Here is a 13,733-nt window from a genome sequence, read left to right as displayed (position 1 = left end):
AAGTATCCCAAGAACTTTCTAATCTCATATCAGATGTAAGTACCCGGTCTCTAATGATACAGAGCCAGATACCACTGCAAGAATTCATTGCCCCACAGGACAGCGACTGCCACCCCTGCGGAGAGATACGGTCCCATGGCGAGGACATGCCCTTCGCCGCTTACTTTCATACGGATCAGATGGATCACGGAACCAATGATACATCCCAGTAAAAATGCAAAAATAATCAATTTCCAGCCGAGCAGCAGTCCACAGACCGCCATCAGCTTCACATCACCGCCGCCAATGGCTCTGCCACCGGTAGCGTAATACAGAATCAGTAAAAATACACTGACACACAGGAAGCCGATCAGGAAATCCAGCCACCGTGTATAGTGGAAAGCTCCATGGATCAGCCCCAGTGCCAGTATAAATAAGTTAAATCCCACAGGGATCTCATATGTTCTGAAATCAATCACACTTAAAGCAAGAAGTGCACTAAACAACAAGCAGTAGACTAGGGAATCCACGCTCATCCCAAATTTCCAGAATACGAGCAGGTACAGCACTCCGTTCAGAGCCTCAATGATGGGGTACTGAGCGGAGATATGTGCCTTGCATTTCCGACATCTGCCTCCCAGTGCCAGGTAGCTGAACAGTGGTACGAGGTCGTACCACCGCAGCTGATAACCGCAGTTCATGCAGTGAGACCTGGTCGTTACAATATTCTCTTTTTTCGGAATGCGGTAGATCAACACATTGAGGAAGCTACCGATCACGATTCCATAAAGGAAAATCACTATGTAGAGAAGAATTGTTGGGAGCATGTCAGGTGCCTTTCAAAAATTATTTAATTTTATCATATGTGGTTTTTGCTGTTGTACCTAATTCAGGATACAAATCCGTAGCAGCAGTAGCAGCGGCAGAAGCGGTACCATAGGCAATATGTACAATATTGTTACTATCAATTGAATAATAGAATTTTGCACCACTAACTTTCTTAACAGCAGGTACTGCACTAACCAATGTAGTTGTAACCTCATTATAAGTTCCATCAGATACATAAGTTGCAGTTTTGGTTCCAGCTTCAACATCAGCAATTGCAACTCCAATTTCAGTTGCTAAAGACTGAGCATTCTGAACATCAGTGGATTGTTTTGACTTTTCAACATATCCAATATACTGAGGTGCTAAAACACCAATCAGGACTGCCATAATGGCAATAACGATGATCAGCTCTACCAGGGAGAAACCTTTGTTTGTTAAGTTCTTCTGTTTCTTGTTCATAATTACATTCTCCTTTTTATGTGTTTTTTAATTTCAGGGTAGTAAGTTTTCCGCCCCATTTATTAATTATCGTCCTGTCCCTACACAGGACGGATAATCCAATTTTAGAGAGTATCCAAAGCCTGATACATGGATACCATGGGCGCCATGCATGCTGCAATCAATCCACCCACTACGATTGCCAGTACAATGATGATCATAGGTTCCAGTGCTGCCATCAGCGACTGAATTTCCATTTCCACTTCTTCATCATAGTAGTCTGCAATCTTGTCCAACATTTCTTCCGTACTACCGGCTTCTTCCCCGATGCGGATCATCTGGTATACCATTGGCGGAAATAGTCCACTCTCCTGCAATGGTCTGGATAAAGGCATACCAATGGTAATTTCTTCTCTTGCATCCTGCAAGGCTTCTTTAAAATAGATATTACTCATGACACCAGAAACAATATCTACGGCCTCAATCAACGGTACGCCCGCGCCAATCAGTGTACTCAAAGTTCTCGCCATCATAGCAGCTGCCGATTTCACGGTAAGCTTTTTGAAAAGCGGTAGCTTCAAAGTAATCTTTCCAAATACATGTTTTCCCGGATTCGTTCCCGCAAAATATTTAATTCCGATTGCTATTGCTACGACTATAGGAATAATAATAAACCAGTAAGCTCTGATTCCATGGCTCATATTTACATAAAATTTAGTAATCCATGGCAAATCCGTTCCTAAATCCTTAAACATGTCTTCATAAGAAGGGATTACCTTTACCAGCATTACAACAGTAACAATGACAGCCACTATGCATACAACCACAGGATAAATCATTGCTTTTTTCAGCATTGCCTGGGTCTTGCTGTTTTTCTCCAACTGTACTGCAACTCGGTCAAGTGCCGTTTCCAGACTACCTGATGCTTCACCGGCAGCCACCATGTTCACCATGATCGCCGGAAATACCTTCGGGTGCTCTGCCATGGAGTCTGCCAGGGTCTCACCCTTTTCCACGCTGATGCGGACTTCCTTCAGTGCATCCTGCAATCTCTTGTTCTCTGTCTGTTCGCAGAGCATTTTCAGGGATTCGAGAATGCTGACGCCCGCTTTGGTCATGCTGACGAACTGGCGGCACATGACGCTTAGATCCCTGGCCTTGGGCCATCCGCCGATCTGGATGTCGATGTCTTTTGTCAGGAAGCTCTGTTCTCCCAGATCGATAACGGTCAGCTCCTGCCTTCTCAGTTCTGCCATTGCCAGATCTTTGTTATCCGCTTCCAAACTTCCCTTTACTTCTTTTCCAGCCTTTGTGATGGCCTTGTAACCATAGGTTGCCATGTGCCTTCCCTCCAATTACGTCTCTATCTTTAACTGTCTCCCCAACTATGTAAGACGGGCCCCGGTCCTAAAAAGGTCCAGGATTTTGAAAAATTTTTATAAATTTTGAGAAATTTCTATAAAATATTGCGGTTTTTATAGAATTATACGTCAAATGATACCTTTACCATCTCGGAGAAGGAGGTGGTGCCGTCCAGTACGTAGTCCGTGGCACTCATACGCAGGGTATGCATTCCTTCTTTTAATGCTTCTTCTTTTAATATATCGGCACCTTCCCGCTTGCTGATGATCGTCTTCAGCTTCGGTGTGATCTGCATGATCTCGTAGACACCGATACGGCCCTTAAATCCGGTATTGTCACATTTGCTGCAGCCGCAGGGTTCGTAGATGGTTACATTTTCCTCTTCCTTCAAGCCCATGAATTCTTTTTCATCCTTGGTGGCCTGCTTCGGCTTTTTACAGAAGGGGCAGAGTCTGCGGACCAGTCGCTGTGCGATAACGCCGATGACAGAGTCTGCGATCAGGTAGGATTCGATACCCATGTCCTCCAGTCGCGTGATGGTGCTGGCGGAGGAGTTGGTATGCAGGGTACTTACGACCAGGTGTCCGGTGATGGATGCCTGTACGGCGATGCTGGCGGTCTCCTGGTCACGGATCTCACCGATCATGATGATATCCGGGTCCTGTCGCAGGATGGAACGCAGTGCCGTCGCGAAGGTTAAGTCTGCCTTGGTGTTGACCTGTACCTGGTTGATACCGTCGATATTCGCCTCGACAGGATCTTCGACGGTGATGATGTTCACGTCTTCTTTGTTCAGCTCGCTCAGTGCGGTATACAGGGTGGTGGACTTACCACTTCCGGTAGGTCCGGTTACCAGGATGATACCGTGAGGATTTTTCAGAATGTAGTCAAACTGTTTTAATTCGTAGGGCTTGAAGCCTAACTGGCTCTTGTCGCGGTTCAATGCACTCTTCGCTGCAAGACGCATTACGACTTTTTCCCCGTATACGGTAGGCAGGACGGATACACGGATATCGTATTCCACGCGGTCTACGATCTGGGTGATACGTCCGTCCTGGGGTTTTCTCTTCTCGGAGATATCCATGCCGCCGATGATCTTGATACGGGCGATGATGGCGGACAGTACGTTGACACCGTATCTCGCTCTCTCATAGAGGGCACCGTCGATACGGTAACGGACACGGATGATATTTTCCATAGGTTCGATATGGATATCGGATGCACGCTGACGGACGGCCTTTTCAATCATGTCCTTGACCAGCATTACGATGGGGGAGCTGTTGATGTTCTCCTCCGTGGCGATATCTTCCACCACATCCAGCTTTTTCTCTTTGGCGTAGGCAGCCAGCGCCTCGGTTACTTCTTCCTGACCGAAATATTTATCAATCGCCAGCATGATGCTGCGGGTGGTGGCTACTACGGGCTCCACCTGGAAGTTGGTGATGATATTGATGTCGTCGATGGCGTTGTAATCCAGGGGATCCGCCATGGCGACCATGAGAACGTTGAAGTTATTCTCCTTGTAGGCGAAGGGGAGGACTTTGTTCTTCTTCAGGACGTTGACCGGTACCAGATTCAGCACTTCCTTGTCCACAGTGGCGCTCTGGAGATCGATCATATCCAGATCCAGCTGTTTGCTCAGTGCTCTCGCCAGGTCATCCTCCGATACGATGCCTTCATCTACCAGGAATTCTCCCAACTTCTTGCCCTGACGGGCGGGATTGTCCAACGCCTGCTGCAGCTGTTCATTCGTGAGAACACCGCTGTTTACCAGTAATTCGCCTAAACGGACCTTTTTTCTGCCTAATTCCATGATCACTCACCTGTTACTTTTACATATTTGGGATATCTGCATAATTGTAGCATTTTTCGTTACAACTTACAATTTTTTTGGCTCAACACTAAAATATTATAGCATATTTTAGATTTATGTAAATTGTTTTTAGTACTTTTGTTGCAATTTGTGTGAAAAATTATATTCGCAGCTCCTGATGAAAATAGATAAGCGGCGAATATGTATATCTTCTTTTGAATTCCCGCGGATCCATTTTTCTGTTTCCTGATACATGCTGTACATATTCTTCTACAAACGTCATTGCCTCTTCTTTGATACGGTCGAGATGTTTTATCGTCTCGTTAAATTCATCCTTATCAATAAGAGCATCTTTCGTATCAATATATTCACATTTGGTTATGATAACTATTTTGGTGTAATCAAGACCCGATCTATGGCTTTTGGATCTCTGAGTTTTTTTGAACTTAAAAGAATATGGATGTGATATTTCGCTTCTGTATGGCACACATATATAATAATCATAATGCGATTGAAACAGTAAACAATTGTATGCCCGTTGGTTCTTTTTCAATATTTCATGGTATGGTGGATCAGGATGTTCCTCATAGAAACGTGGTGTTAATTTTAAAATCTGATAATCATTTTCCGGTAAATTCATTTTTCCTCCTTCGTAGAATGTAAAAAACGAGAGGCTATTCAGCCTCTCGCCAAATCCTTCATCGCTCGGTCAATTTTTATTTTACCGTCCTGTCGGAACCGTCACAGGACTCATTAGATAGATGAAGAAGAACATCTCTGTTCTTAATAATAGTATATACACTTTCTGCTGAAAAAGCAATCTATTTCAATATTTTTATAAAATAGCTTTTTACAGTGTCACCGCGTATTCACTGTCGTACATTTTCTTCAGATTTTCTACGCTGTTATATTTTTCACCAATGCAGAATTCCTTGGACCAGGTCATGTAGTAGGCCCAGGGGATTCTGCTTTTTTGCAAAAGATCCACATCGGGAAGGTAGCCCACTTCTGCCAGGGCAGCCACTTTGTCACGGGAGGTGGCTGCCACCAGTTTCTCATAGGCATCCGCATAGTCTGTGGACTGATACTCCGGGAGGTAGACATCTATGGATACTACATCCACGTATTCGTCTCCGGGATAGGCTTCCTCTATATCGCAGTTCCAGACCCAGAGCAGGTTATGCAGGTTCTTTTCTCCGGTATAATAATCGAACATCAATCGGTATAAGTCTCTTGCGACTTTCGCGCCCTTCGCTCCCCACCAGAACCAGGTGCCATAGGATTCGTGGAAGGGGCGCCAGAGGATGGGGATGTTCTCGTCCTGGAAACGTCGCAGGATGTCTGCGATCACATCCATGTCTGCGTAGAACGCTGCGCGCTCCGGGGTGCCTTCCTGTAATACTTTCGTCGCATCGAAATCGGTATGCTCGGTGTAGAAGCTTTTGTCTCTGCCGCCTAAGGGCGAGAACCAGTGAAAGGTGAAGGTCAGGATGCCGCCGGTGGTATAGTCTGTGCTGTTCTCTGTACCCGTGTCGTTCACTTTATCCGGGTGGTTCGCTCTTGCCCACTGCAGGGCGGTCTCTGCCGTGCCTTTATTCTCTTCCACTTCCTTCAGGCATTCCGGGGAGACGTCTGCATAATTGATATTCGGAGAATACGCCAGTAGCTCGAAGCCACGCAGCTTGGGCTCTTTTCCGGTGGTCTGCCGGATATAGTCAATCTCCTCACAAGGGATGGTCTGGGTGTGCTGACCGGTGATGATCTGCTGTCCAGCTGTATTTTTGAGGTATTCCAATAATTCTTTTGCTTCTTGTTTTGCTTTTGCATCTGCTGTTGTCATATATTTTGCATTCCTTTCATTTTCTGTAGGCATTATATCTGCTTATCCGGAGCTAATAGCAATTTATCTATTACCGGATGAATCATACTTGTTTCTATTATTATATTTATCGCACAAAGCTTTTTGCCTGCGTCCTTACTGGATGCGCCACAATGGTATGCCTGTTCGGTAGGTTCACCATAATCCAAAACTATCAATCTATCATGGCAATCTGCATTCGGTTTTATTCTGAGCGGAGGATATTCTTGTAAAAAGTCATTTACAACCGCCGTTGACAAAAAACCTTTTTTACCATGACCATTTTCTGTAAATATAACAATTTCTACACCCTCTTGTTTCTGTGATAAAAGTTGTAAAGTCTTTGTATTCACATAATTATCTACCACATAAATGCTCTTTTTAGCCTGCTGATATATATCTATGTACGCAGCATCTGCCTCAAACTTTTGTCCTTTGTAAATAACAAAATTTTTTAAATCCTTCTCTAAAACAAAGTTTTCACTGAGAGCGTCTATACTTCTTTGAATATTATCAAACCTGTCTTCAGATTTGTTTTTCCAATCTACAATACCTGCAACCTGCACGGATATTTCCGAAACTTTTGCCGTAACAAGTCGTAACTCCGATGGTGTAACAAATTGTTGATTTTGCTTTATATAATGACGCATCTCACGAAATGCACGCATAATAAAAATACTCTGCTGTTCTGCCAGTTGTCCTTTCAAAACAGTTGCGAGCATGTATATTCCCTGCTCAGTAAAAGCATACGGCATTTTCTTGATATTAGTGCCCCTTTTATCTCCCTTTTCATTCAAAGTCACAATTTGTGACTTTGAAAACTCTTTTGGCACTTCTTCTTTTTTTAGTTGAAACATAAAATCTTCTGGAAATCTGTCAATATTTCTTTTTACCTGCTGATTTAGTGCCTTGACTTCATAGCCATAGAATTCAGCCAAATCATAATCCAACATCACTTGCTGACCTCTTATGACATAAACTCGATTACATATATCATCTATTGTCATTAATTCTGTATTATCTGCCATAGCATTCCTCCTACAAATTGTACAATAACCTGTGGCACAATTATCAACAAATCATCTATCACTTACGTTGTCTTCCTTATCATCCTTATTTCTTTTATCGGCCAGCTTCTCTATTTTAATCTTATATGCCATCAACCGCAGAAGATACTGTGGAACCCTTCTGTTCCCCAATTCCCAATCTGTTTCCGTCATATATGGAATTTCAAAATACTCGCAAAATTCTTTTCGGTTCATTCCAGTGCTTTCTCTTAATTTTCTTAATTCTTCTCTTGCTTCCATGAGTTCTCCTCTTTATGCATTGCATAATTTTATTTTATATTCTTTAATTCATATGGTCAACAATTTATTACAAAAAAGAAGGTATAGAGACTAATTTTCCGTCTCTATACCCTCAGTTTATAACAAATTGTCAATCATTATAAGCCACACGCCGGCTCTATACTTCCTGATAATCGTTACCGGTGTCGTTCTTCTCTACATTCTCTACATTCTTTGCATCGTCTGCCTTTTCCTTGGCAAAGCCCTTTGCCAGCATCTCATTGATATCGAGTCCGGTGGACTCTTTGATACCGTCGGTGACCTGGGTCACGGTGGTCATGATATCGCCTGCCAGCTTGCTGGAATCGCCGCCGAACATCTTGATGGAATCTACGTTCATGTAGCCCTTAGCCACAGCCTCTGCGATCTTAGGCAACTGCTCGAAGTATACCTTCAGAGTATCTAACTCCATCTGCTGTCTTGCTGCGTCGCCGTACTGTTTCATAGCTTCTGCTTTTTTCAGGATACCGGCTGCCTCTGCCTCTGCCTTCGCCTGGATGGCTTCTGCTTCCGCTTTACCTTTGGCTGCCACAGCGGCTGCCTCTGCCAGGCCGGCTGCCTTGACTGCCTCTGCCGCCTGCTCCTTGGCGAATCTCTCTGCCTCGGACTTTGCTTTCTCAGCTTCTGCCTGTCTCTGGATCTCGAAGAGTTCTGCCTCCGCTCTCTTCTGTCTCTCGTACTGCTCGGCATCTGCCTTCTGCTGTGCTGCGTATTTATTCGCTTCTGCGGTCTTCTTGACCTCAGCTTCCAGTGCTTTCTCCTTGATGGATACTTCTCTCTCCTTTAATTCCAGTTCCTTCTCCTGACGGGCCAGGTTCGCGTTCGCTGTGGTGATCTCCACGGTCTTACGCTGTTCCTCTTCCTGAATCTTATATGCTGCGTCGGCTTCTGCCTTCTTGATATCCGACTCTTTCTTCAGTTCTGCCTTCTTGATAGCCAGTTCGGTCTGCTTCTGGGCGATCTCGGTCTCTGCGATGACCTGTGCATCATTGGCATCCTTCTGCGCCTGTGCTCTGGCGATGGCCACATCTCTGTCTGCCTGTGCCTTTGCTACGGAAGCGTCCTTCTGGATCTGGGACATGTTATCCTGTCCCAAAGCAGTGATCAGGTTGTTCTCATCCTCGATCTTCTGGATATTACAGGACTCGATCCAGATACCCAGGGCATTCATATCCTTCTGTGCCTTCGCCTGAACCTCGTCACCGAAAGTCTTACGATCATTACACAGCTCCTTCAGACACTGGGTACCGATGATCTCACGCATGTTACCCTGCAAGGAATCGGTCAGCGCATCGCGGATCTGATCTTCATTCATGTTCAGGAAGTTCTTCATGGCTGCGTTAGCCATCTCGGTGGTGATCCTCTTGTTCGGATCTGCGCCTGCCACAACTTCGCCCTTCGCATTCACAGTCACATCTCTCTGGGTCAGGACTCTGACCTTAGCCACGGCGTCAATATCTACACCGATGAAATCCTTGGTGGGGATATAGCCGTTGGTCTTGATATCGATACTGATCTGCTTCAGGATCAGTTCATCCTTTTTCTCCAGGAAGGGGATCTTGATACCGGCACGTCCGATCAGGACCTTGGGTTCTCTCTTGATACCGGAGATGATGTAGGCTTTGTTCGGTGATGCCTTCACATAACCGGATGCCAGAATGGCCAGAATGGCAATGACCAGTACGACGATTGCGATAATACCAATGTTAATTTCCATATGTACTCCCTCATTCTTTCTGCTTTTGTAATATATGAAAAGCTGCTTGTATGATATGTATTTTACCATACAGGCAGCTTGACGAACAGTGATATCTATTATTTTTTTGTCATTGTATTATAGTAAAAAGTGCACGATAACTTTCCTCCGGTGCCTTACCGGATCTGAGCCAGGTCGTAAGGTGTGGTCTGGTATACGTAATAATTCAGCCAGTTACTGTAAAGGTTATTGCAATGAGATCTCCACTGTAACAGTGGTCTCTGCTCCGGATCATCATTTGGATAATAATTATAAGGAATCTGTATCGGCAGTCCCTTGTCCAGGTCTCTGTGATACTCATTGTTCAACGTATAACGGTCATATTCCGGGTGTCCCGCCACGAAGATCTTCCTGCCTTCCTCTGCGATAGCCAGGAATACACCGGCTTTCTCGGATTCCGCCAGGATCGTCAGATCCTTACAGGCATGAATGGCTTCGGAAGGAGTCTCCGTATGGCGGCTGTGCGGTGCCAGGAAAATATCATCAAAGCCACGCACCAACGGTATTTTCCGGTTGGATACTTTGTGCTCGTAGACACCGAACAGCTTCTGCGTCAGCTGTCTCTTGTTAATACCATAATAATGGTAGAATCCGGCCTGTGCCGCCCAGCAGATATGCAGGGTGGATGTCACATGAGTCTCCGCCCAGTCTAAGATCTTGCAGGTCTCCTCCCAGTAATCCACCTCTTCAAAGGTGATATCTTCCACCGGTGCTCCGGTAACAATCAGTCCATCGAAGGTGCGGTCTTTGATCTCATCGAAGGTGGTGTAGAATTTATTCAGATGGCTTGCAGGGGTGTTCAGTGACACATGGGTCTTGGTGTTCATGAAGGTCACATCCACCTGCAAAGGGGTATTTGACAAGGCTCGCAGCAGCTGCAGCTCCGTGTCCTGCTTTACCGGCATATTGTTAAGGATCAATACCTGCAGGGGACGCATGTCCTGATGTAGAGCACGGAATTCGTCCATGACGAATATATTTTCGTTCTCCAGTATCTCTTTGGCAGGCAGATCGTTTTGTGTCTTAATAGGCATTTCATTTTCCTCCAGGTCTACTTATTCCTCGTAAGGAATATTATAAGTCTTCAGGAAATCCTCCTCTGTCAGGATCGGGACCTGAAGCTCTTTCGCTTTTTTATTCTTGGAAGAAGTCGAGGTAATGTCATTGTTGATCAGGCAGGTGGTCTTCCCCGTCACACTGCCGGTGACTTTACCACCTCTCTCCTCGATGACTTCTTTCAGATCATTACGGCTGGCGTAATGGTTCAGACTTCCGGTTACGACGAAGCTCATACCGGATAATGTCTGTGCATTTTCATCCACCTGAGGCACCTCAATGGTCAGGAACTGTTTCAGATGTTCGATCTGTTCCAGGTTCTCCGCATCGGACATATACTCCGTAAATGCCCCCGCAAGTACCTCTCCCACACCGGGAACTGCGCTTAACGTCGCTGCATCCGCTTTCTGCATTTTCTCCAGATCATAATCAAAATATCTGCTAAGCACCTTGGCATTGGCAACACCGATCCCGGCAATTCCCAGTCCGTAGATCAGCCGGGGCAGCGTCGTATGGCGCGCAGCTTCAATGCTGTCCATCATATTCTGATAGGACTTCTCGCCGAAGCCCTCCATCTGTGTGATAACTTCCTTATAGCGATCGAGCCGGAACAGATCAGCATATTCATGGATAAATCCCTGATCGATCATTTTCTCCAAGGTTGCTTCGGAGAGTCCGTCGATATTCAGGGCATCACGGCTCACAAACAGGGTGTATGCCTTAATCTCCTTCGCCGGGCATTTCTCATTGGTGCAATACAAGGTCTGTACTTCATTCATCTGACGGATCTCGGTGGGTTGTCCGCAGACAGGGCAGACCTTCGGGATCTCCACGTTGTCACTGCCGGTCAGATTCTCTGCGATCTGCGGGATGATCATATTCGCCTTATAGACCGTAATGTGGTCTCCAATTCCCAGCCGAAGGGAACGTAATATGCTGATATTGTGCACCGAGGCACGACTGACTGTGGTGCCCTCGAGTTCTACCGGTTCGAAGATTGCCACGGGATTGATCAATCCGGTGCGGCTGGCGCTCCATTCGATCTCTTTTAAAGTGGTCTCACGTAGTTCATCCGCCCATTTAAAAGCAATGGAATCTCTGGGGAATTTCGCAGTTCTGCCCAGGGACTGTCCATAGCTGATGCTTTCATAAGTAAGTACCAGTCCGTCGGAGGGAATATCGTAGTGTTCGATTTTGTGTTCAAAATCTTCAATGGCTGACAGGATATTCTCCTCGGTCACCACCACATGTTCCACCACTGCAAATCCCTGCTCCTGTAAAAAGGCAAACTGCGCTTCCTTGGAATCATGGAAGTCCACATCGTCCGCTTTTACCAGGGTAAACGCATAAAATCTCACGTTACGTTTTGCCGTGATCTCATTATTTAACTGTCGTACCGAACCGCTGCACAGGTTTCTCGGATTCTTGTATTTTGCCTCTGTATCTGCGATCTCACCGTTGATCCTCTCGAAATCACTGTAAGTGATAACCGCCTCGCCTCTTAAGATCAGTTCTCCCGTATAAGAAATATTTAACGGCAGATTCTTAAAAGTACGTGCGTTATTGGTGATGACCTCACCGATCTCGCCGTTACCTCTGGTTACCGCTTTTGCAAGTTTTCCATCACGATATGTCAGTACGATGGTGAGTCCGTCCAGTTTCCAGCTTAAAATTGCAGGATTTCCCTGCAGCCACTCCCGCAGTTCTTCACGGCTTTTGGTCTTGCCCAGAGACAGCATGGGGCTCTCGTGACGCTCCTTGGGAAGCTCATCCACCGCTTCGTAGCCCACATTCACCGTGGGGCTGTTCGCCAGGGTAACACCTGTCTCTTTTTCCAGCTCCACCAGTTCATCATAGAGCTTATCATATTCATAATTGCTCATGATCTCCCGGTCTTTGGCATAATAGCTCTCCGAAGCCGCATTCAGTTGTTCTACCAGATATTTGATCCGGTCTATCTTGGAAGACTGCATATTGTGTTCCTGCCTTTAATAGATTTATTTACGATTTAACATTCCGGTGTCTGTCAGAAGCGTTTCCAGCTCTTCCCCTGTGACCTTGCGCCACTCTCCGGGCTTCAGATCCCCCAGGCGGATATTCATGACGCGGATTCTTTTTAAGGATCTCACTTTTGCTCCGCAGGCTTCGCACATTCGGCGGATCTGTCTGTTGACTCCCTGAGTCAGTATGATCCGGAATGTATATTTTCCTATTTTTTCTATCTTACATTCCCTGGTAGTGATATCCAGATCCTTCAGATAGATGCCTTTTCTCATTATCTCCAAAAAATCGGGTGTTATTTCCCGGTCGATCTTTACAATGTACTCTTTTTCATGGCGGTTAGCTCCCCGCATCATGGCATTGATGAGGTCCCCGTCGTTGGTCAGAAGGATCAGCCCTTCGGAATCTTTGTCCAGGCGTCCGGCGTAGGTCAATCTCTCCGGGCAGCGGATCATGTCCATGATCTTTTTCTCCGCATGTGGATCCCGCTCCGTGCAGACGACGCCTACCGGCTTGTAGAAAGCGAGGACTTTGCAGGTCTGTTTTCCCTGTAAAACCTTCTTCCCCACCTGTACGGTATCCGTCTCTTCCACCTGCTGTCCCATTCCCGCGACCTGACCGTTGACCAGGACTTTTCCCTGTTCGATGAGTTTGTCCGCATCTCTTCTGGAGCATACACCACACTGTGCCAGATATTTATTCAGCCGCATCCTGCATCCTCTCTGCGGCATCCGCCGCCTCGAAATCGCTAAGACTCTTCACCTTGGGAATTCCGTTACCGTTCGCCACGCCGAGTTTTGCTGTCTCGTCCGCGAGTTCATTGTATTTTACCTTGGAATGTGCCGGCACTTTCGTGAAGCGAATCTGTATCTTCTGTCCCCAGCCTCTCATGGTCTGTGCGTATTTCTGTGTCAGTTCATTTTTGCTCTTCCACGCACCGGTGACCCATTTCTCGATCCCCTCGTAATCATAGCGGATCTCAATGGCTCGAAATCCACTGTTTAAGGCAAACCGTACCGCATACATGGCTCCCAGCATCTCTCCGGAGACATTTCGCTGTTTCAGGGAGTCCGGGTTATCGCCGTTACCGTATTCTGTATAGATCCGTCCGTCGGGAAGGATGAAAATACAGCCAAAACCGTATTTTTTCAATGCATCCTGATAGCTTCCGTCCACGTAAGCCAACAGTTCTCCCGCTGTGGGGCAGTCCTTTGGATCTGCATTTTCCGGATATCTTCCCAATCCCTGCCACTGTGCCATAGTTTCGTCTGTCTCCTTTTTTGTCCGGTCTGTCGT

The 13,733-nt window shown here is 46.1% G+C and carries 13 protein-coding genes; all 13 read right to left on the bottom strand.

Annotated features, from left to right (window positions below; translation table 11 throughout):
* Positions 1–50: 50 nt before the first annotated feature.
* Entirely contained in the window at positions 51–806 is a 756-nt protein-coding gene (locus ACTRDR_RS05510) for a prepilin peptidase (protein WP_440526440.1), read from the bottom strand.
* Positions 807–825: 19 nt separating this feature from the next.
* The gene (locus ACTRDR_RS05505) at positions 826–1,266 is read right to left on the bottom strand and encodes a type II secretion system protein (RefSeq protein ID WP_249325207.1); all 441 of its coding nucleotides are present in this window, start codon (positions 1,264–1,266) and stop codon (positions 826–828) included.
* Between the two features lie 104 nt (positions 1,267–1,370).
* On the bottom strand, positions 1,371–2,585 hold the full coding sequence (locus ACTRDR_RS05500; RefSeq protein ID WP_440526439.1) for a type II secretion system F family protein: 1,215 nt from the start codon (positions 2,583–2,585) through the stop codon (positions 1,371–1,373).
* Between the two features lie 143 nt (positions 2,586–2,728).
* Positions 2,729–4,420 (bottom strand): GspE/PulE family protein, encoded by a 1,692-nt coding sequence (locus ACTRDR_RS05495; protein WP_440526438.1) that lies wholly within the window; start codon positions 4,418–4,420, stop codon positions 2,729–2,731.
* A 160-nt stretch (positions 4,421–4,580) separates the two neighbouring features.
* Complete coding sequence (tenpIN, locus tag ACTRDR_RS05490) at positions 4,581–5,060, bottom strand: type III toxin-antitoxin system TenpIN family toxin (RefSeq protein WP_440526437.1); 480 nt, start codon at positions 5,058–5,060, stop codon at positions 4,581–4,583.
* Between the two features lie 210 nt (positions 5,061–5,270).
* Positions 5,271–6,260: a glycosyl hydrolase gene (locus tag ACTRDR_RS05485; protein ID WP_440526436.1), complete on the bottom strand. Its 990-nt coding sequence runs from the start codon at positions 6,258–6,260 to the stop codon at positions 5,271–5,273.
* A 32-nt stretch (positions 6,261–6,292) separates the two neighbouring features.
* Entirely contained in the window at positions 6,293–7,306 is a 1,014-nt protein-coding gene (locus tag ACTRDR_RS05480; RefSeq protein WP_440526435.1) for an ORF6N domain-containing protein, read from the bottom strand.
* Between the two features lie 51 nt (positions 7,307–7,357).
* Entirely contained in the window at positions 7,358–7,585 is a 228-nt protein-coding gene (locus ACTRDR_RS05475) for a transcriptional regulator (protein WP_176863376.1), read from the bottom strand.
* Positions 7,586–7,742: 157 nt separating this feature from the next.
* Positions 7,743–9,341: a flotillin family protein gene (locus tag ACTRDR_RS05470; protein WP_440526434.1), complete on the bottom strand. Its 1,599-nt coding sequence runs from the start codon at positions 9,339–9,341 to the stop codon at positions 7,743–7,745.
* Between the two features lie 155 nt (positions 9,342–9,496).
* Entirely contained in the window at positions 9,497–10,414 is a 918-nt protein-coding gene (gene metA, locus ACTRDR_RS05465) for a homoserine O-acetyltransferase MetA (protein WP_176863381.1), read from the bottom strand.
* Positions 10,415–10,435: 21 nt separating this feature from the next.
* Complete coding sequence (gene ligA / locus ACTRDR_RS05460; protein WP_440526433.1) at positions 10,436–12,409, bottom strand: NAD-dependent DNA ligase LigA; 1,974 nt, start codon at positions 12,407–12,409, stop codon at positions 10,436–10,438.
* A gap of 24 nt (positions 12,410–12,433) precedes the next feature.
* Positions 12,434–13,147, bottom strand: a complete 714-nt coding sequence (locus ACTRDR_RS05455; protein WP_440526432.1) for a pseudouridine synthase — start codon at positions 13,145–13,147, stop codon at positions 12,434–12,436.
* Entirely contained in the window at positions 13,134–13,697 is a 564-nt protein-coding gene (locus ACTRDR_RS05450; protein ID WP_440526431.1) for an RNase H family protein, read from the bottom strand. The genes ACTRDR_RS05455 and ACTRDR_RS05450 overlap by 14 nt, the downstream gene beginning before the upstream one ends.
* Positions 13,698–13,733 lie beyond the last annotated feature (36 nt).

The sequence above is a fragment of the Simiaoa sp. genome, assembly GCF_051972595.1.
GTDB lineage: Bacteria > Bacillota > Clostridia > Lachnospirales > Lachnospiraceae > Acetatifactor > Acetatifactor hominis.
Note: the sequence above shows the minus strand (reverse complement) of the source record. Positions and strands in the feature narration are given on the sequence as shown.

Excerpts from the sequence above, each read along its gene's own strand:
- ACTRDR_RS05485 (WP_440526436.1), bottom strand. The coding sequence starts at position 6,260 with ATGACAACAGCAGATGCAAAAGCAAAACAAGAAGCAAAAGAATTATTG.
- ACTRDR_RS05505 (WP_249325207.1), bottom strand. The coding sequence starts at position 1,266 with ATGAACAAGAAACAGAAGAACTTAACAAACAAAGGTTTCTCCCTGGTA.
- ACTRDR_RS05510 (WP_440526440.1), bottom strand. The coding sequence starts at position 806 with ATGCTCCCAACAATTCTTCTCTACATAGTGATTTTCCTTTATGGAATC.
- ACTRDR_RS05495 (WP_440526438.1), bottom strand. The coding sequence starts at position 4,420 with ATGGAATTAGGCAGAAAAAAGGTCCGTTTAGGCGAATTACTGGTAAAC.
- ACTRDR_RS05500 (WP_440526439.1), bottom strand. The coding sequence starts at position 2,585 with ATGGCAACCTATGGTTACAAGGCCATCACAAAGGCTGGAAAAGAAGTA.
- tenpIN (WP_440526437.1), bottom strand. The coding sequence starts at position 5,060 with ATGAATTTACCGGAAAATGATTATCAGATTTTAAAATTAACACCACGT.
- ACTRDR_RS05455 (WP_440526432.1), bottom strand. The coding sequence starts at position 13,147 with ATGCGGCTGAATAAATATCTGGCACAGTGTGGTGTATGCTCCAGAAGA.
- ligA (WP_440526433.1), bottom strand. The coding sequence starts at position 12,409 with ATGCAGTCTTCCAAGATAGACCGGATCAAATATCTGGTAGAACAACTG.
- metA (WP_176863381.1), bottom strand. The coding sequence starts at position 10,414 with ATGCCTATTAAGACACAAAACGATCTGCCTGCCAAAGAGATACTGGAG.
- ACTRDR_RS05450 (WP_440526431.1), bottom strand. The coding sequence starts at position 13,697 with ATGGCACAGTGGCAGGGATTGGGAAGATATCCGGAAAATGCAGATCCA.
- ACTRDR_RS05470 (WP_440526434.1), bottom strand. The coding sequence starts at position 9,341 with ATGGAAATTAACATTGGTATTATCGCAATCGTCGTACTGGTCATTGCC.
- ACTRDR_RS05475 (WP_176863376.1), bottom strand. The coding sequence starts at position 7,585 with ATGGAAGCAAGAGAAGAATTAAGAAAATTAAGAGAAAGCACTGGAATG.
- ACTRDR_RS05480 (WP_440526435.1), bottom strand. The coding sequence starts at position 7,306 with ATGGCAGATAATACAGAATTAATGACAATAGATGATATATGTAATCGA.